14 protein-coding genes and 3 pseudogenes are annotated in these 17,914 nt (G+C 57.0%); 11 read left to right on the top strand and 6 right to left on the bottom strand.

Annotated features, from left to right (window positions below):
• Window positions 1-216 (bottom strand): annotated as a pseudogene (locus tag HJB83_RS16895) (DUF6030 family protein); the annotation flags it as partial.
• A gap of 106 nt (window positions 217-322) precedes the next feature.
• Here HJB83_RS16895 and HJB83_RS34145 point away from each other — a divergent pair.
• The 5 genes and pseudogenes from HJB83_RS34145 to HJB83_RS16915 form a co-directional block, all read left to right on the top strand.
• Window positions 323-464 (top strand): annotated as a pseudogene (locus HJB83_RS34145) (methyltransferase domain-containing protein); the annotation flags it as partial.
• Window positions 465-732: 268 nt separating this feature from the next.
• The gene (locus HJB83_RS16900) at window positions 733-1,158 is read left to right on the top strand and encodes a helix-turn-helix domain-containing protein (RefSeq protein WP_221117517.1); all 426 of its coding nucleotides are present in this window, start codon (window positions 733-735) and stop codon (window positions 1,156-1,158) included.
• Window positions 1,159-1,391: 233 nt separating this feature from the next.
• Window positions 1,392-2,615, top strand: a complete 1,224-nt coding sequence (locus HJB83_RS16905) for a YcaO-like family protein (RefSeq protein WP_221117516.1) — start codon at window positions 1,392-1,394, stop codon at window positions 2,613-2,615.
• On the top strand, window positions 2,612-3,319 hold the full coding sequence (locus HJB83_RS16910) for a TfuA-like protein (protein WP_207581442.1): 708 nt from the start codon (window positions 2,612-2,614) through the stop codon (window positions 3,317-3,319). Before HJB83_RS16905 ends, HJB83_RS16910 begins: the two co-directional genes overlap by 4 nt.
• 101 nt (window positions 3,320-3,420) lie before the next feature.
• Window positions 3,421-3,669, top strand: a complete 249-nt coding sequence (locus HJB83_RS16915; protein WP_207581441.1) for a hypothetical protein — start codon at window positions 3,421-3,423, stop codon at window positions 3,667-3,669.
• A gap of 369 nt (window positions 3,670-4,038) precedes the next feature.
• Here HJB83_RS16915 and HJB83_RS16920 read toward each other — a convergent pair whose 3' ends face one another.
• Window positions 4,039-4,245, bottom strand: a complete 207-nt coding sequence (locus tag HJB83_RS16920; protein WP_007630845.1) for a hypothetical protein — start codon at window positions 4,243-4,245, stop codon at window positions 4,039-4,041.
• 1,265 nt (window positions 4,246-5,510) lie between these two features.
• Between HJB83_RS16920 and HJB83_RS16925 the strand changes: the two genes are divergently transcribed.
• The gene (locus HJB83_RS16925; RefSeq protein ID WP_221117515.1) at window positions 5,511-5,663 is read left to right on the top strand and encodes a hypothetical protein; all 153 of its coding nucleotides are present in this window, start codon (window positions 5,511-5,513) and stop codon (window positions 5,661-5,663) included.
• A gap of 232 nt (window positions 5,664-5,895) precedes the next feature.
• The gene (locus HJB83_RS16930) at window positions 5,896-6,945 is read left to right on the top strand and encodes a glycosyltransferase family A protein (protein WP_221117514.1); all 1,050 of its coding nucleotides are present in this window, start codon (window positions 5,896-5,898) and stop codon (window positions 6,943-6,945) included.
• Here the strand turns inward: HJB83_RS16930 and HJB83_RS16935 are convergent.
• The gene (locus tag HJB83_RS16935; RefSeq protein ID WP_221117513.1) at window positions 6,934-9,984 is read right to left on the bottom strand and encodes a trifunctional glycosyltransferase/class I SAM-dependent methyltransferase/polysaccharide deacetylase; all 3,051 of its coding nucleotides are present in this window, start codon (window positions 9,982-9,984) and stop codon (window positions 6,934-6,936) included. The genes HJB83_RS16930 and HJB83_RS16935 overlap by 12 nt on opposite strands.
• 115 nt (window positions 9,985-10,099) lie before the next feature.
• On the opposite strand from HJB83_RS16935, the gene HJB83_RS16940 reads away from it, so the two are divergent.
• Genes HJB83_RS16940 through HJB83_RS16955 form a run of 4 tightly spaced genes read left to right on the top strand, consistent with a single transcriptional unit; the run spans window position 10,100 to window position 14,781 of the window.
• Window positions 10,100-10,948 (top strand): ABC transporter permease, encoded by an 849-nt coding sequence (locus HJB83_RS16940; RefSeq protein WP_221117512.1) that lies wholly within the window; start codon window positions 10,100-10,102, stop codon window positions 10,946-10,948.
• Complete coding sequence (locus HJB83_RS16945; RefSeq protein WP_207581435.1) at window positions 10,945-12,246, top strand: ABC transporter ATP-binding protein; 1,302 nt, start codon at window positions 10,945-10,947, stop codon at window positions 12,244-12,246. Before HJB83_RS16940 ends, HJB83_RS16945 begins: the two co-directional genes overlap by 4 nt.
• Window positions 12,246-13,430, top strand: a complete 1,185-nt coding sequence (locus HJB83_RS16950) for a glycosyltransferase family 2 protein (protein ID WP_221132451.1) — start codon at window positions 12,246-12,248, stop codon at window positions 13,428-13,430. Before HJB83_RS16945 ends, HJB83_RS16950 begins: the two co-directional genes overlap by 1 nt.
• Window positions 13,423-14,781 (top strand): glycosyltransferase, encoded by a 1,359-nt coding sequence (locus HJB83_RS16955; protein WP_221159571.1) that lies wholly within the window; start codon window positions 13,423-13,425, stop codon window positions 14,779-14,781. The genes HJB83_RS16950 and HJB83_RS16955 overlap by 8 nt, the downstream gene beginning before the upstream one ends.
• A 15-nt stretch (window positions 14,782-14,796) precedes the next feature.
• Here the strand turns inward: HJB83_RS16955 and HJB83_RS16960 are convergent.
• From HJB83_RS16960 to ampC, 3 genes and pseudogenes are all read right to left on the bottom strand, one after another.
• A pseudogene (locus tag HJB83_RS16960) lies at window positions 14,797-15,220 on the bottom strand (glycosyl transferase); the annotation flags it as partial.
• Between the two features lie 71 nt (window positions 15,221-15,291).
• Window positions 15,292-16,248: an NAD-dependent epimerase/dehydratase family protein gene (locus tag HJB83_RS16965; RefSeq protein WP_221132453.1), complete on the bottom strand. Its 957-nt coding sequence runs from the start codon at window positions 16,246-16,248 to the stop codon at window positions 15,292-15,294.
• Window positions 16,249-16,586: 338 nt separating this feature from the next.
• The gene (gene ampC / locus HJB83_RS16970) at window positions 16,587-17,741 is read right to left on the bottom strand and encodes a class C beta-lactamase (protein ID WP_221117508.1); all 1,155 of its coding nucleotides are present in this window, start codon (window positions 17,739-17,741) and stop codon (window positions 16,587-16,589) included.
• Window positions 17,742-17,914 lie beyond the last annotated feature (173 nt).

Here is a 17,914-nt window from a genome sequence, read left to right on the forward strand (position 1 = left end):
GGGCAGGGGTTTGGGGGGAGGCGGCTTAACGTCAGCAGGAAAGAGATCGAAGCCAAAGTAATGGCCCACCGTCTTCAAGTGTTTCATATCGTTGGAAAGAAGCACCGTTCCCATGACCAGCGAGAGGGAAATCGTCAGCAGCAACCAGAAGACCACGGGAATCTTCCGTTTTCCCACCGGCAGTTTCGCATTTGCGGACGATGAATTCTCAGGCAAGCTTGTCTTCTCCGGTGCGAGAAGGGTTTCGATCGGGCTGTCTAAATCCAGCAGTATACATTTATCCGTTAAATATCTTTGGCTTCGTGTCGGCAATTGGACGCCTTTGGGATGTGGTACTGGCGGGCAGCCGCTGCTCCCGCGGACAAGGGTTATTATGTCGTCGGCGTCGATCTTCCGGCGATGGTATTGCCAAGGCCAATATCAACTATCCCAACCTCCCGCGGAATATCGGCTCGGCCTATGACGCTCGTCGCTCAAAAGCCTCTTTAGAGACGGCGTCGAAGTGGCGCCGATTTCGAACAGCATTCGTCAATTTCGAGGGGTGCGGCAGAGCGAGAGAGAGCGCTTTATGCAGCCTCTCCAGGGCATCCGCTGCAATAATCCACAGGTTGTTTTTTTACTGGGTGCAGTGCTGAAAAAAAGTCCTTACCAAATATTTACTTTTAGTTGCATTTTTGCTTAAACTCTCCATTATACAGCTGGGCGTGCTGATGAGGTGGGAGACTTATTCACATGAAGGCTAAATCCCCGAATTCGATCGACGTCTATGTTGGCAACCGCGTGAGGATCCGGCGAAAGACGCTCGGGATGACCCAGCATGGTCTGGCCGAACTTCTGGGCATTACCTTCCAGCAGATCCAGAAATACGAAAAAGGCACGAACCGAATAGGCGCCAGCCGTCTTCAGCGCATATCCGAGATTCTTCGCGTGCCCATCGGCTTTTTCTTCGAGAACGGCGGTTCTGGACCGATCGAAGGCGAGACTAGCGAATTGAACAAGTTTTTGTCCTCGAAGGAGGGGCTGGCGCTCAACAAGGCATTCATCGCCATCGAGGATCCGAATATCAGGCAAAAACTGGTGGCATTGGCCAAAAGTCTGGCGGTCGCGGGATTCTCTGAGATCGACGGTGAGTTGCATGATCCGGTTGTAAACGGCTAAGGACGGATCGTGCTTCATCTGCAGGCATTCGGCGATCTGCGGTTGATCGAGACGAGTGGCGACTTGGTTCGCTACCGGATCAAAGGGCTGTTGACGACAGCCTGTATTTTTGCCGGCCATTATAGGCATACCTGGCGAGGCAGGCGCCGTCGTTCGTCGGCGCAGGTGCCTTCGGCTACGTCGATGGCTGAGGCGGTGTCCTGACACACCGCGCCCACTATTCCGACAGGATCATGTCGCCGGGGGAAACTCTTTCCCGCGTCGAACCTCTTTTGGCCAGATTCGGCATTACCAGGGTTGCACGACATACCGGATTGGACGACATCGGAATCCCTGTCTGGTGCGCATATACCCCGAATTCGCGGTCGATCGTGATTGCGCAGGGAAAGGGCCTGACCGATCTGGACGCCAAGGTATCCACTGTCATGGAAGCCCTCGAACGGGCGGTCGCCGGCGAGCCGTTCGTCAAGCTCGTTCACGGTTCCTCTTCTCGCTTGCAGGCGATGGGCTGCGAGGTCGACAGGTTGAGCTGCCTGACCGCCGTCCATAAACCCGATCTCGGGCCGGACGACGAGACGGAATGGGTTGCCGGCGTCAATATCCTCAGCGGCGGCGAGATCCACATTCCCTTCGAAGCGGTGGTGCTCGACCGGACGCGTAATGCGCGATACTGGATGTCGTCGGATGGCTTGGCTTCGGGAAACAATGCCGAGGAGGCAATCTTTCATGGCGTACTGGAGCGTATCGAGCGCGACGCCCATGTGTTGTGGCAGGTCGGCGGGGAAGCCGATCTTTATGCCCGCTGCGTCGATCCCCGCGGTTTTGGGGATGGCGCCCTCAACGGGCTGATCGACAAAATCGAAGCATCGGGATTGGCGCTCAGGCTGTTCGATATTACCAGCGACATCGCAATCCCCTGCTTCACCGCCATGCTGGCCCCCGGGGAGCTTGTTCCGGCCCCCAGGCATCTTCACGTCAGGAGTGATCTTCGCGGTGGCAGGGATCTTCGCCGTAAGAGGGACATTCGCCTTGTCGAGGTAACCGGCGGCACCGGGGCGCATCCGTTCCCGGTGCGCGCGGCCATTCGCGCGGTGACGGAAGCCGTGCAATCCCGGCTGACCCATATTAGCGGCGCCAGGGACGATATTTCGCCTGCAACTTTCTCGAGATCCCTCCCGCCGCTGATGCGGCGAGCCTTCGATGCGGTTGCCGCACCGCCTGCCACCCTCCATCGTGACGGTGCGGCAGGCCAGCAACAGGATCTGACGCATCTGCTGCAACATGTGCTTGACGCGCTGCGCAGCAGAGGGATTGCTTCGGTCATCACAGTGCGCCTCAGCGACGACACGCTTCCCTTCAGCGTCGTCAAAGTCGTTATCCCTGAACTCGAAAATCCAGAGGGGGAACGCGCCCGGCGATTTGGGACTAGGGCACTGGCCAAGGCGATAGGGCTTTGAAGATCATTTTCGCAGGTCCCAGTCTTCCCGATGCGGCGTTGCTTGCCGGCGAGGCGATCCGCGTCCTGTCGCCTGCCATGCAAGGCGATGTCCTGGCTCAGGTGGAGCAGGGCGCCAATGTCATCGGCTTGATCGACGGCTGCTTCGAATATGCCGCACCGGTTTGGCACAAGGAAATTCTCCATGCACTCTCGCTTGGCGTGGCCGTCCTTGGGGCAGCAAGCATGGGCGCCTTGCGGGCCGCGGAATGTCATCCGTTTGGGATGATCGGGATCGGCCGCATTTTCGAGGACTATCGCTCCGGCCGGCTGGTCGACGATGCCGCCGTCGCACTCATCCACGCGCCGAGCGCACTGAGCAGCAAGCCACTGACGATCCCGCTTGTCAATGTCAGCGCCACGCTCGATGCGATGGAGGATCGCGGGCTGTTGGCAGCCGGGTTGCGCCAAAAGCTCGAAGATGCCGCAAGCGCGATCTTTTTCAAGAAGCGGACCTGGCGGGCGATCGTCGAGCAATGTGCTGACATGGCCGAGCCCGGCCGTCCGCAACTGCTGGCGGCCCTTGCTTCGAATTCCGTCGATCAAAAACGTATCGACGCGCTGGAATTGCTGAAGGCCGTGCAGGACGCCCGCGACATTCGCTCGAATGCCGATCTGCCTTGGACACTGCATGAGACCTCATTCCGGACTCGACCTGCCCCGTGAATCGAAGGCGGCAATGTCACCGGGGGTTGTGTCACGCTTTTTTCACGGGCTGGATCACGTCAGCGCGCGTATCATTCCTTCAATTGAAGGGAGAAATGCACATGGGCGTGACATTGGCTGCCAAGAGAGACGCAGACCGCGCGGCGGAAGACGGTCCCGACGAACTCATCGCGCTGGCGCGAATGATCGCCTATGCACGGCAGGTCGCTCAGGATGTCAAACTGCAGCTCGCGACGAACTGCCTCGATCTGGCGCTCGAGGCCGTGAAGCAGGAGGTGGGGGAGGGGTTGACCAAGGAATTGGCCGAATTGAGTTCGCCGGTCCCGCAAGTAAGCGTGAGATGTCATTAACGCGTCGATCACGCGACTTCACACCTTCGAACCCACGCATAACCGCGAAAATCAACATCGATTTTCGCGGTTATGCGTATGTGAGCACTCGTCGATCGAAGCAGAGCCCTTCGATCCCGTCGCGGGGGAAATAGCGGATTGAAGCCGAACCCGCGCGTTGGCAATCGACCAATTGCGGCTAAGAGAAAGCCCGGCTAGTTGCAGGTCGCTGATGGTCGGCGCGTTAGGATTTGCCGGTTCCCGTCACATGGGTAGTTTCAAGCGAACGACAAACGATCTTCTTGACGTTGCTTCCGGGTAGGGAAGCGGCGCGAATTCGCGTTTACATGTCTACTGCGCGACCGGCCGATCGAGGGCCGGTCCCTGATCTCAATGGGTCAGATTGCGCTTCTGGGCCAGCAGTAAAATGTAATCGTCGGCAATGTCTGCGATGGCCATCGCGACTTCCGCCGGATCGCACCCCTCGACCCTCGTATTTGCAATGAACTGATAAACCGCCTTCTCGATCTGCTTCCGGCAGATCATCACGCGTTCATCGTAACCAAATTCCGGAATATGCGATGCCATATCACTCATCAGGTCGGCTCCCTCACTACTTACAGTGACCATGACACAAATTACAAGTTGAGCAAGCAAATGCTTTATGAAGGGTTAATTCCCTCTCGAGGTGCGGCCATTTCGACACAGGTTTGGCATACCATCAGACCTTCCGGCGTGTTGAAACGAGACGGGTCTAGGGATGCCGGGCGTGTCGTGTCGAAAGGATCCCGCACGAGGCCGACGCATCGGCCTGGCACCGGTATCTCAATCAGCTGTGCCGGAATCCCTGCACCGGATTGCGAAATCAACGGATCGGTTGTTGCCGGCTTGAGCGGCGCAATTGTTCCATGTCGTGCTGTGTAACCGCCTGATTCTGCGATATATTGAACCATCGTACATCTCCGCTGCCTTCATCCGGCGGTCCTAAACTGCACCGGCACCTCTCGGGCGCGTCATCATCTCCATGACCGTCAGGGCCGTCAATTGTGATCCTGCCGTCGGTATGCCCGGCAGGTTGTCGGGCGGCTGCGGGGGAACGGTTTCGGTCGATTTTCTGCTCTCTGGGAAACCGAAACCGAGGCCGACGGATAAAACAAACTGCGACTGGTCATCGTAGTTATCAAGTAAATTTTTATCAAAAGGTTAAATAATAAGTTTCAGACAGAGGTTGTATTTAAGCATCAATCAAAAGGCGAATTAAATTCTAAAATGCAATAATCGCATGGCATATCTATTAATAGTCTCAATAATTTTATTAGTTTCTATCATGCGCCTATGTCGACCATGTTACATGATCGGATTGAGGAAGTTACGTTCATGCGTAAATAATTCGGTTACCGACAGAAAGTATAGCTTCTGATGCGGGTTGACGAGCGACGCACCTGCCATCCTCATTCGAAAATGTGAGGTTGTCTCATTGAGCGTATCTCTTCCGCGCGACATCACTGTCCGATGCAATATTTTGCGATGCCGACATAGAGGCAACAGCAATCGCTTGCGACAATCTTCCGCAAGCAAAGTTGAGGACCCGTCGGGGTGGGTGACGGGTCCTCCGGTAGGAAACGCTTGCACAGTGCGTAGGTATGATTGCAGTTAAATTCGATCTTGTCCAAGATTATTATTGGGGTTATTATAATTTATGTAAATTATTACTTTAGCTATGGTTCTCCGGCGTAGTATCCTTCAAGGGTCGCCGAATGGAGAGCTCACTCCGACGAGCATTTTCAACCATCTATAATTTTTAGGACCAGGCGGCGACTGTGTCTTAGCTGCGCGCGGTCGGGCGGCCGCAGCCGGCGAGAATGCCGATCAAGCAATTGAGCATACCGTTCGATCCACCGCAGATGCGAGGCCTGAGCGATGCGAAACGGAGTACCGTTGCCGCCAAGCTGGCAAACCTTCTGATGGCCGCGGCCGGCGTCGCGGCGAAGGAGGCGAGCAATGACGAGCAATAATCTCCTTCCCGCCACGGTGCTGAAGCGCAAGGCGGGATGGATACAGATCAGCTTCCTCATAGGTAGATGGTGACCGTCTTTTTGGCGGCGCGCGTCGCTTTTGCACCGGCAATCTGTCGACTACGAACAGCTGCTGGCTAGAAATATCTTGTCGAATAACCATTACTCCATCTATTGAAACTCAAACGTCCATCTTGGTGTAACTTCTTTGCGATCGTGTGGAGTTGAGAGCTTGAAGAAATCGGCAAGAAGTGAAGCAACTGTTGCTGTTGTAATCCCGGCCTACAACGCGGAACGAACTCTGGCTGAAACAATCAGCAGCGTTCGCAATCAAACGCATCATGCGCTCGATATCGTCGTGGTGGACGACGGTTCCAAGGACGATACCCTGGCCATTGCGCAAGAAATCGTTAAAATTGATCCGCGCGTGCGAGTATTGAAGCAAAGAAATTCAGGCGTCGCTGCTGCTCGAAATGCGGGTTGGCGCTCTACCCCTGCCGACCTAGTGGCATTCCTAGATGCTGATGACCTTTGGTCACCTGATAAAATTGAGCGACAATTGGTGGCATTGGAGACAGGCGGCCCACAAGTCGGGCTAGTCTACACTTGGTATGCGATGATCGACCATAAGAATTACGTCATTTACCGGAGCAATGAGATTTCCGTCGAGGGAGATGTGCTCGACGAAGTACTTGCCAAAAACTTCATTGGAAATGGAAGCTCGCCACTCGTACGGCGGAATGTCCTCGAGGCGACCGGAGGATTTGACTCCTCACTCCAACAGCGCGAGGCGCAGGGATGTGAAGATTATTTCTTCTACTGCCTGGCCGCTGAACTCTCGCATTTTGTAGTGGTGCCGGATCATCTTGTCGGCTATCGCCAAACCCCCGACAACATGTCAGCCAATCTGACGCGAATGCTTCGGTCCTGGATTCTGGTCGCGGATGAAATGCTAACGAGACACCCGGAAAAGGGTTTTGCAATCCGGGCCGGCCTACGCCGCTGTGGCCGGTGGCTCGCCCAGAGGGCTGTTGAACAAGGCCAATATCGCGCGCTCATCGGACTTGTGGCTACCATGTCGCGACATAACAAGCCAATTGCCGCCGAGATGCTTGTGGTTGACGCGAGATCAAAGGCAATGACGAGCCTCAAAAAAAAGGCCCGATCATGGCTGAAGCAGGAACCTAATTTCTCTCCAAATCCCAATCATCGCTTTGCTCTAGGAACAAAGTACGATGCGGGTTGGACGGTGGACCCCCCCATTCTTGTCTCAGCCAAATAGCAGATTTGCGAACTCTGACTGGGTGATCCCGCGAAAAACCTCCTGTCTTTTCAATGCGAGCTTATCGGCATCCGCCCGCACCGTGCCGCCGACGCAGCTTAACCCGATCCGGTAACCACATTGTTCGGCTATGTCCCGGATAGCGGGGTCGAAGTCGCCGTACGGATAAGCGACCGCCAGCACTTCTCGACCTAGGCGTTTTTCAAGCATAGCTTTGGAGCCAGCAAGCTCTCGCAATAGGCTCTCCGGTGCCAGGGCAGGTAAACGCACGTGCCGGACACCGTGGGCGCCCAGCGTCACGTCGCTGTTCGCGACTGCCGCAAGTTCCTCCCAAGTTAGCAGTGGAGCCGGCGATCCATAGGCCGAATCCCATATTGCGGAGCCGCCGACCCTATCGGTTGGGACAAAGAGTGAGGATGGGAAGCCGTATCGATGTAGCAGTGGGAGGGCATGCGTCATGAAATCGCGCGTAGCGTCGTCGAAGGTCAGGACTAATGTCTTTTCTGGCGGTTTGGCACCTTCATCGAAACAAGCAAGCAGCCGGTCCAAAGTCATCCCGCGCCATCCGGCGTCGCGCAGGAAGGCCAGTTGAGTTTCGAAGGCCTCCGGAGATTGGCGGTATCGAGCAAGCTGTTCCACACCGTCGTCCGAAATCTGATGATACATCAAGATCGGGACATCGTTCCAGTCGGCGGCCGCTTCCACAACTTGCCCCCCTCTCCAGCGTACTTGGCTAGCGACCTGAAGAGGCAAAGGCTGCGCCGTGTTTACTTCCACGCGTGTCGGCTCAAGGAAACCCCCGTGCTCCACCTTCTCGAACCTTTGGATTCTATAGAGCGGACTCTTGGCTTCGACCGAGAGAGTTAAATCCGGATGCCGGTCAAACATCTCACCTATGCCGACCGCACCGAATTCATGCGGCCACCCAAATCCTGTCTCATGCGGCATATCAATCAGGAGGTTGGCGTGGGCAGTAACGAACCAACCACCAATGCGAAGACTGCCCGCAATCTTATCGACTATCTGCTGGAGTTTTTCTCTGTTCTCGAAATAGTACAGAACTTCACTGCAGACAATGAGATCGTAAGGCCCTTCTAGCTCGTCGCTCAAAAGATCCAACTGCCGATAGGTTACCGCGGAATCATGGTCCTGAAGCGAGGCCGCTCGAGCGACTGCCGACGCCGAAATGTCGGTCGCCAGCAGGTTGTCGACGCGGGAGGCCAACATCCGTGTAAAGGTTCCTTCCGCGCAGGCCAGCTCAAGGCCGTTTGAAAAGCGCCGATCGTCCAACAACGAGAGTGTTTGAAGATATTTCACGGTCTCATAGTTGTTTCGGTAGTCCCAAGGGTCGACCTGGGAAAACAGCTCCTCCCAGTACGCCTCCGTATCGTATCTCGGCACCTCATCGCCCGCTGGGCCGGTTTTTTTCGACGGCGTCTCCTTGGACATCTGCGTTGAGGCTGCAACCGCCCGCTGGGTTTCCTCTTCAACGATTCGATCGAATTCAGCGCGCCCGGTATGCGCCATGCCTGATATCGAGTCGACACGTGTTGGTGTCGGCTCCTTCTTGCTCCACCAACCCGTTACTGTCTTGGCTTCGGCCCAATTTGATATTTTCGCCATGAGCTTCAGCACCTGTTGAGCTACTCCGCTGTAGCTTGGCGCTGCCATGCTGGCGGAGGCGGCGCGCCCGTCATCCTGATCAGGAAGATTGACGAAGCCATCTTCTGCCAACAAAACCGCTGTTGGGTGCTTCAGATCGTCGAACTCCGGGCCGAATACCGTCCTAAGTCGACTTCGGATAGCATCCGCTTCGATTGCTCCGAAGACAACAAACTCCAGTTGCCCCAGCAGCGTCGAACCTCGCCAGATGCAACAGCGCAACCGCTCAATGCCGGGCAAGATAAGGTCAACGATAGGTCGATCCAAATCAATTGGCTCTATTTTTGTTGTTCCGATCGTGCTGGGCACGTCGGTCGGCAGCTGGTCCGCGACCTTTCGCTCCAGTGAACGAATCAACAGGGAACCAAAAGCTTCTTGGGGACCATGCCGATTAAACCAAGCCTCTAGGTCCGGAAGCTTGCCCTGGATCTTCGACCAAAGTCCGGGCCAAATCGGCTCGTCGGGGAAGGCGCCGACCACAATCCCGTCCATTATTATTGCACTGAGCGCGTAGGCGTCAGCGTCAGGTGGGATAGGCTCCGCCACCCGCTCAAGCAGTTCGCCAGGATTGTCGCCCTGACCTATTGAGGCGCCGACAAGCCAGATCGCGAGATACCAGCACGCCGTTCCCAACGCAGCTTTTGTTATTCCCTGGGCGAGCGCCGGCACCGGATAGGCGATGCGCGGATCGGAATGGTGGCCGCGCCGGATCACCTTAAGACCAAAATCGAGATGCTTAACCCTGTTTGACGACAGCGAACCGGCCTCTACGCTAACGTCGGCCATCAGGCCTTCGACCGGCGCAAATTCGGCGCCAACTCGAGCGAGGCGCTGCCACAGGTCCCAGTCCTCGCACATTGCCATCTCCGGATCGAAGCCGCCGAGTTCTGCAAGCCGGGACCGGCGAAGCAAGGCGGCGTGGATCGCGAAGGGGCAATAGCGCGCTGCTTCGGCAAACGGATTGTCCATTTTCACTGCCGGGTGAGACTGCCACCAGGGAGCACCATTTTTCAGACGGCGCCAACCGCAATGCAGAATGTCGGCCTGCGGCAAAGTTCGAGTGTGATTCAGCATGGTTTCGAGATGGAAGGGTGCCAGCGCGTCGTCTGAGTCGAGAAAGACGACCCAGTCGCCTTTCGCCTGTGCCAGTCCCGCATTGCGAGCAGCTGAAACGCCGCGCTGCTCCTGCCGCAGCACACGGAAGCGCGTATCCCGAGCCGCGAAACGGTCCGCGATCTCAGCGGTCCGATCGGTTGAACCATCATCAATGATGAAGCATTCCCAGTCGGCATGACTTTGCGCTATCAGGCTTTCCAAAGTCGAAGAAATCGTTGTTTCCGCTCCATGCGCCGGTGTAATGATGGAAACCATCGGCATAATTGTTGCTTCCTACGATAACGATCACGCTAGTGTACCGGGTCAGTTCGCGAGTATGATGATCTTTACTACTTTGAGGCAAGGTGTATTTAACCGGTGGCAGAAGTGAGCCGAAATGCCTGAACATCTCAAGGATGATGCGCTTGATCGCGCGAAGCGACGGGACCAATGCTGGCGTCGTGATCAGTGGAAGCCCTTGATCCACGTCTGTCTGCAATGGAACGATTTGCTGTTAGAACTTCTGGCACGCGATCTGAAGATGAGATATCAACGGTCCGCAATTGGCCTCGGCTGGTCCTTGATGCGGCCATTGAGCCAGCTGTTGGTTTTTTCGCTGATCTTTCGTAAGGTCCTGCCCCTAGATATTCCCCATTACACCACTTTCGTCTTTTCCGGCGTGTTGGCCTGGGGTTGGCTCAGCACTGCGGTGCCCGCAGCGACGACTTCCATAACCGGCAGCAGCGAACTGGTGCGCCGGCCGGGCTTTCCGATCGGGATACTTCCTGTTGTCGCAGTCATCACACAGGCAGTTCACCTTCTGCTCGCTCTGCCACTCCTCTTCATCATCTCGTTTATCGAGACCGGGGGCCCGACTTTGAGCGTCGTCGCACTTCCACTCGTCTTCCTTGCGCAGGCGCTGTTCACGATGGGCCTGTCCTATCTTGTTGCGGTTGCGCATGTCCACTTCCGGGATACTCAACATTTGGTAGGCGTAGTTTTGATGCTGGGTTTCTACCTGACACCCGTGTTCTACAGCCCACTCAAGGCGAGTGAGCCGATGGCCTTAATTCACACCTGGAACCCGATGGCCTGGATTCTCGAGGGGTACCGCGCCATTTTCGTCGAACACGCGTGGCCTCCCGTTGATATCTATTGGAAGACTGCGCTGATTTCTTTGCCGATGCTATTTGCTGGCATTTGGCTGGTCGAGCGTGGCAGCGCACGCCTAGTGGACGACCTATGAGACAAGGCGCCATCACCGTCCACGATGTCGGCAAGCGCTACCGTGCGCAAGGGGGTGCACGCTCTACCACCCTGAAGGGTTACCTTTTGTCCGGACGGTCCGTGGTACAGTCGACAAGCTTTTGGGGCCTGCGCCACATCAGCTTCGCGGTTGCGCCAGGGCAAGCTGTCGGCGTGGTCGGGCTAAACGGGGCCGGGAAGTCCACTTTGCTGCGTCTGATCGGCGGTGTTGGTCGTCCGGACGAAGGGCAGATCAAGGTGATGGGTCGAATTGGCGCCTTGCTCGACATCGGGGCGGGCCTGACCGACGATTTGACGGGGCGCGAGAACATCTTCCTGCTGGGTGTTATCGCGGGAATGCGGCGGACCGAGGTTGCCGAGCGGTTTGACGAGATTGTAGCCTTCGCCGAGCTGGAGGCGGCCGTTGAGAATCCGGTTCGCAGTTATAGCACCGGGATGCGTATGCGCCTGGCATTCGCCGTGGCAGTTCATGTGCGCCCGGACATCTTGCTTATCGATGAGGCCCTCGCCGTAGGCGACCAAGCCTTCCAGCAGAAGTGCATTGCAAGAGTGAAGGAGATACTGAAGGACGGCGCCACTATCTTTTTCGTGTCACACGACGTCTCGCAGGTAAGAGAAATCTGCGATCACGTGCTGTTCCTGAGAGGCGGACGCGTCGTGGGCTACGGACCAATCGACGAAATGCTCCCGCTTTATACCTCGGCTGTCGAGGCGAAGGTCGCCAGCGTTCCGCACGAACCGTTCGCCGTTACAAAACTGCCCGTCGAACTTGTGCCGCAGGTCAGCCGGTTCGGCAATGGCGAACTCCAGATCACAGCCGTAGTGTTGCTGAACGAGCAAAGCACGCCGACAAGTACCATCGTTGCGGGCGACCGGCTGTCGATTTCACTGACCTATGTTGGCGCCACTAGAGATCGCAACGCCGTTATCGTCATCGGCATCTACGCGGCGGACGATACGTGCTGCTTCGAGACCGACAGCAAGTTGGCCGAATTCGCCCCTGTCGTAGACACGGACACGGTGCGCATCGAAACATCACTCAATCGTATCGACCTGGCGCCCGGCGACTATCGCGTTACTGTAGGCCTTTTTTCGGCAGACTGGCAGCAGGTTTACGATTATCACGCCGAAGTCTATCCTCTCGCCGTGACCGGCCCCGGCCCAAGAAAGGGTATGCTGAATCCTCCGACACAGTGGGAGCAGGTGCAGTCGCGCCCCACCGCGACCTCGCCGGACCACGGCTCATTGGGTCAGCGCAGCTTGGATCGGAACTCCTGATGCGCCTTGCGGTTCGAGACATCGACATTCTTTACCTTCCGCCAGATTTTGAACCGACCGATGACTATCAGGGTGCACTTGTGCTGATCCGGGTCGCCGGTCGTCCGTGCGGCCAAGCTGTGATCGCCTTCGACACCGATGGCGGCAAGACGCCAATTAAAGACCGGATTCTGTCTGCGGCCAGTTCGTCGGTGTTCGAGGCTTGGCTGAGGCATCGGCTGGCCCTCCCTGACCCGTCGCCGACTCCAAGTCAGCTGCCGAAAGCTTCCGTGGTGATTTGCACGCGCGATCGTACCGAAGATCTGGAGCGCTGCCTCACCGGGCTTTTGGCTATGCCCGATAAGGCCGATATTCTCGTCGTCGACAATGCCCCATCGAACGAGGCCACGCGCGATTTAGTCGGGCGCTTCGACACTGTGAGATATCTGCGCGAACCGCGTCCTGGTCTTGACGTCGCGCGCAATACTGCCCTTCGCAACACAGAAGCAGACGTCGTCGCCTTCATCGACGACGATGCGGTCCCCGACCCGCTATGGCTTAGAACCTTGCTTCGCAATTTCGAGGACCCCCTAGTGCTGGCCGTAACCGGCCTTACCATGGCGGCAGAGCTGGAAACGGACTCGCAGATCGCCTTTCAGCATTTTGGCGGTTTTTGCCGTGGTTTCAGGCGTCAGGTCTATGATGCCCATAACCTGGACCCATTCATGGGATGGCATGCGGGTGCCGGTGTCAACATGGCGTTGCGCCGAACGATCGTTGATGCGGTGGGGTGGTTCGACGAGGCTCTTGACGCTGGAACGCTAAGTCTGGCTGGTGGTGACACAGACATGTTCCGGCGTGTGCTCGAAGCCGGATATCGGATCATCTACGATCCCGAGGCTCTGAACTGGCACCGCCATCGTCGCTCAAGCAAGGAACTGCAGCAGCAGATGTATGGCTACGAGGTTGCATCGTTCGCCATCCTGACGAAGGCCCTCCTGTTCGAGGGAAACCCGCGTGCGCTCCCTCGCATGGTTCGTTCGTATCTCAGGCTTCTTCGGCGGTTGTTTCAACCTCGACGGAGACACCAATTCAGCCTGCCTTACAACGACGCCTTAACGCAGGTCAGAGGTGCTGTGAGCGGCCCGGTTCGTTATCTGAGGGCGCGGGCGCGAGCAGGGGAGGCAGGGCATAAGCGTGGTTGACATCAGCGTTATCATACCAACGCATAATCGTGCTGCCATGCTGAGATCGCTTTTAAGCAAGCTTGACGCTCAGCGAGATGGGACCCCAGCGTTCGAAGTCCTGGTTGTGGCGGACGGGTGTGAGGACGACACGTCGACAATGCTCTCGTCGCTTGGTACCCGCGTTCCGCTTCGTACCCTGACGTTGCCGGGCGTCGGTCCGGCACTCGCCCGCAATGCTGGGTCGCAGGTCGCGAGCGGCCGTTTATTGATCTTCCTTGATGACGATATTGAGCCCGGGGAAAACTTCGTTCGGGCGCACGTCGTTGAACATCAGCGCCACCCTGGGGGCGTAGTGATGGGGCCCTACCCGCCACTTCCGCACATCGCAAAGGATCGCTTCCGCCTCAGCGCGCGCGCGTGGTGGACGAGGCACTTCGAGCGTGTGTCCCGCCCTGGACATCAGTTCGCCTTTACCGATGTGCTGACAGGAAACCTTTCGCTGGATGCAGAACTATTTCACGCAATGGGCGGGCTCGATCCTCAATTCGCCCGTGCACGAGAAGACTTCGAATTTGGTCTGCGTCTGATCAAAAGAGGAGTTCCAATTCGTTTTGCTCCTGACGCATTGGGCTATCATCTCGAACATCAAACGACGACACTCACCGGAAAGATGGTGCGCAGGCATCAAGAGGGACGCTCCGATGCCTTGATGGCTCGTAAGCACCCCGACATACAGCGGCTGCTTGCGATCCATCGGTTTGCCGGAAGAAAGGGGCGGAAGAGGCGTCTGCAAAGGGCCATCGCTACCCGCGCCGGTTCTGTCCTTGACCCCCTCGTCAAGGCTGGCCCTCGCGTCCTCCAAATGTTGGAAAAGGCTGGCCTTCGCAGGCTCTATGAGAAGGTAGAGCGACAGCTCAATGGATATCATTATCTTCGCGGCGCCGCGGAAGTGTTGGGTAAGGATTGGCGGCTTCCGACAGCTTCCACTGATGAAATCGACGTGCTCGAGATCAATCTGGACCAAGGCCTTGACGCAGCCGAAGCTATGCTGGCGGAACGCCGACCCCTCGCTGCTCGTATCGTGAATGGGACCGTACACATCGGCGACATGTGTCACCGGATCGGCGCCGAACCGTGGGACGCACGGCATTTCCGTCCGTGGTTGAACCGCCAGGCAATACATAGATATCTTCCTGTGGCGCTTGCCGAATGGCAGGGGCAGCCGATCAACGTCCCCCCGCGTTTGTCCGACTTCACATTGAATACTCTTAATAACCCCAGTTTCCACGCGCATATGATCGAACAGCACGTCCAGTGGATGCAGGCGAAACTGCGTTCAGCACTCTATGACAATACGAGGAAATCGTAGCGGCCGACGCTGCTGCAGCCGCGGAGAAGCACCATAGGTTGCACCCGATTCCTCTACCACGCGGCGCGTTGCCTCGCCTGCAGAGCCATTATCCAACCACGATGATCTCGACGGGCTGAGCGACTGTTTGGGCATCGAGGCCAGGCAACGGCATAGTTCCTCCGGCGGTCCTTGGTGCAAATCAAAATGCTGGCGTCGCGGTTGCGCACAGCGGTTTGCGCGACATGACGCGCATGCTCGATGGCCTCAGGTCGCACGACACCCTCGGCCAGGGCGGCGCCCGTCTCGGGCCTTTCGATATAGGATTATCCTACGGGAAGACCATCCCATCAGAGATCAGGGGCGAAACGGCATCGAGGTGAGAGGTGGCGAGATCGAGATAATGAATCGGTACGGGAAAACCTATATCCTTCAGATCGGACGGAATTGGTTCTCGCATCGTCACTCTCTCAATCGCACCGTGAATACGCCACCTGCACTCAGGACACGAGTCTCGAAAGCTGAGATGGTTTACTCTGCAGCATGCGCCTTCATTTGGTCCCTGAACCAGTCGAGCGTCATGGCGACGCCCTGTTCGTAGCTGACCTTGCACGACCACTCGGGCATGACGTAATTGGCGTTGGTCAGGTCCGGCCGTCTGTTGGTCGGGTCCTGCGGCGGTGACGGCTCGAAGACGATCGGCACGCCGCCGACCAGCTTGGACACATATTGCGCGACCTCGAGCACCGAAATCTCGCGATCGTTGCCGACGTTCAGAGGTCCCTTATAGTCGGTTTCATTTATCCAGAAATAGCGTGCGAAACCGTCGACGACGTCATCGACATAACCCCAGCTGCGCGACTGCTTGCCGTCGCCGAACACGGTGATCGGCCGTCCCGCCAGCGCCTGGGTGATGAAGTTGGAGACGGCGCGGCCGTCATCGGGCCGTGTGCGGGGGCCGTAAATGTTGAAGGGACGGACGACCTTGAGGTCGAGCCCCTCGGTGCGCTGCATTTCGAACAGCAGCGATTCCGTGCACCTCTTGCTCTCGTCGTAGGACGAGCGCGGTCCGGTGCAATCCACCTGGCCCTTGTAGGTCTCCGGCTGCGGCGACACCAGCGGGTCGCCATAGACTTCGGAGGTCGAGGTGAAACCGAAACGCCCACCCTTCTTCAAGAGCTCCAGCAGCCGGAATGCCCCGAGAAGATTGGCGGAAATCGTCCTTTTCGGTTCCTTCATATACCATGGCGGTGATGCCGGGGAGGCGAGATGGTAGATTTCATCGAACTTCTCCGACGTCTGCAGCGTCTCGACGTCCGACTTCACGAAGTGAAAGCGGGGATCCCTGATGTGGGCGATATTGTCGAAAAGTCCGGTCCAGAGATTGTCAACAACAACCAGCTTCTGGACGTCGGATCTAAGTAAAAGCCGGTCGCACAAATGCGATCCGATAAATCCAGCTCCGCCAGAAATCAATACGCTTTTCATTGGATTGCGCCTTGTGACTTTGAGAATGTGGTTTGTTTATTAGCATCACCTTTAAGGCGTGGCAATTCATTAGAAGTATTCTAGAAAATACTCCCTTATTAATCTTAATTATTCATATGTCTTACTTAAAGTAGTGTCGCCGGATTCGGCATCGGAACGACTGCGGGCGCGGCGCGTCCGTCGATCGCACCGGTTTGTATCACGAGGACGCCAGTCCGGCATCGGGCTAAAGTCTGACCCGATTTTCGGAAGCACGAAGCAGAATTCAAGTGATGCCGTTTGCCGTTGACGCCCCCCGGTCCGGCGTGCACTCACGCCCGGCCAGGCCTGTTTTCCGATCAGTCGGCCGAGAGCGCGGTCAATATCTGATAGGCTGCAGCGACACGATCCTCGTTGGGGTAGTTCTTATTGGCCAGGATGACGATGCCGAGCCGCTGTCTGGGGATGAAGGCGAGATAGGCGCCGAAGCCATTGGTCGAGCCAGTCTTGTTGATCCACACATCGTCGCGCGGTTGCATCGCTGGCCGCAGTTCCGAAACCGGCATGGTCTTCAGCATCGCGGGCGAATTGCCCTCCAACACGTCGTTCAAACTTATAGGATAGGCATATTGCTCCCAGATGAGATCCTGGGTCATCACCCCTGCTTTGAAATATCCGATGTGGGTGTTGGTGATAGCCTGCTGCAGTTTTTCGTCCAGCTTGATCAGGCCCATATTGGCGTCGACAAAGCGGATCATGTCGCCTGCGGTGGATTTGACGGCATAGGCTTCGGATGAGAGAACGGCCGGCGTCATCCGGGCCGGCTCGCCGCTGCGCTTATAGCCTTGAGCATAGTCGGCCAGCCGCGCTTTCGGCACATCGATATAAGTGCTTTTCAATCCGAGCCCGGCAAACAGCTTGCCCTCCATCAAGGCCGTAAAATTGCCGTGCATGGCTTTTGCCACGATATAGCCGAGCATGCCGATGCTGGGATTGGCATAACTTCTCTCAGTCCCGGCCGCATAGGAGGGCTGCCAGGCTTTGAAATATCCGAGCAGCTGTTTTTCGGTTTTGATCTCATCGGGAAGCTGCAAGGGAAATCCGCCCGCCGTGTGGGTGGCCAGATTCATCAGGGCGATATCGCCGAACGGCTTTCCCTTCATCGCCGGCAGAAATTTGCCGACCTTGTCCGACAGCGAGAGTTGTCCGTTTGCTTCGGCGTAGGATGCCAGCGTCACCGTGAAGGTCTTGCTGATCGATCCGAGTTCGAACAGCGTCGTCGGCGCCACCGGCCTGCCGCTGTCCTTGGATTCGACGCCATAGGTGAAGATGTGGTCCCGGCCGTCGGCAGTGATGGCGACGGCAACGCCGGGGATGGCGTATTTTTCCATGATCGGCGTGATCGCGGCATCCGTGATCGCCTTCAACTTGGTCTCGTCGGCGGCAAAAGCACTTGTGGCAGCGCAGGCCGAGAGCAAGACGGCCGATAAAATTCTTATCCCAATGCTTTTCATAACCGTCATCCTCCACATCGGCAGGGCAACCAAAACAAGCGCAAAAGCGCATGGGGACGACGTTTACTCGCGCTATTTTGCAATCACAAATGATGATATCTCGCAGCAGCCACAAGAAAATCTAATGCATGTCGCCCGGAAGTGGGCGGCGGTTCCGGGAGAACGACATGCAT

It is taken from the genome of Rhizobium sp. NZLR11 (genome assembly GCF_019685115.1).
Lineage (GTDB): Bacteria > Pseudomonadota > Alphaproteobacteria > Rhizobiales > Rhizobiaceae > Rhizobium.

Coding starts and splice junctions, on each gene's coding strand:
- HJB83_RS16915 (WP_207581441.1), top strand. CDS start 3,421: ATGGGCGTGACATTGGCTGCCAAGAGAGACGCAGACCGCGCGGCGGAA.
- HJB83_RS16940 (WP_221117512.1), top strand. CDS start 10,100: ATGCCTGAACATCTCAAGGATGATGCGCTTGATCGCGCGAAGCGACGG.
- HJB83_RS16920 (WP_007630845.1), bottom strand. CDS start 4,245: ATGAGTGATATGGCATCGCATATTCCGGAATTTGGTTACGATGAACGC.
- ampC (WP_221117508.1), bottom strand. CDS start 17,741: ATGAAAAGCATTGGGATAAGAATTTTATCGGCCGTCTTGCTCTCGGCC.
- HJB83_RS16905 (WP_221117516.1), top strand. CDS start 1,392: ATGTCGCCGGGGGAAACTCTTTCCCGCGTCGAACCTCTTTTGGCCAGA.
- HJB83_RS16945 (WP_207581435.1), top strand. CDS start 10,945: ATGAGACAAGGCGCCATCACCGTCCACGATGTCGGCAAGCGCTACCGT.
- HJB83_RS16935 (WP_221117513.1), bottom strand. CDS start 9,984: ATGCCGATGGTTTCCATCATTACACCGGCGCATGGAGCGGAAACAACG.
- HJB83_RS16925 (WP_221117515.1), top strand. CDS start 5,511: ATGCCGATCAAGCAATTGAGCATACCGTTCGATCCACCGCAGATGCGA.
- HJB83_RS16965 (WP_221132453.1), bottom strand. CDS start 16,248: ATGAAAAGCGTATTGATTTCTGGCGGAGCTGGATTTATCGGATCGCAT.
- HJB83_RS16950 (WP_221132451.1), top strand. CDS start 12,246: ATGCGCCTTGCGGTTCGAGACATCGACATTCTTTACCTTCCGCCAGAT.
- HJB83_RS16900 (WP_221117517.1), top strand. CDS start 733: ATGAAGGCTAAATCCCCGAATTCGATCGACGTCTATGTTGGCAACCGC.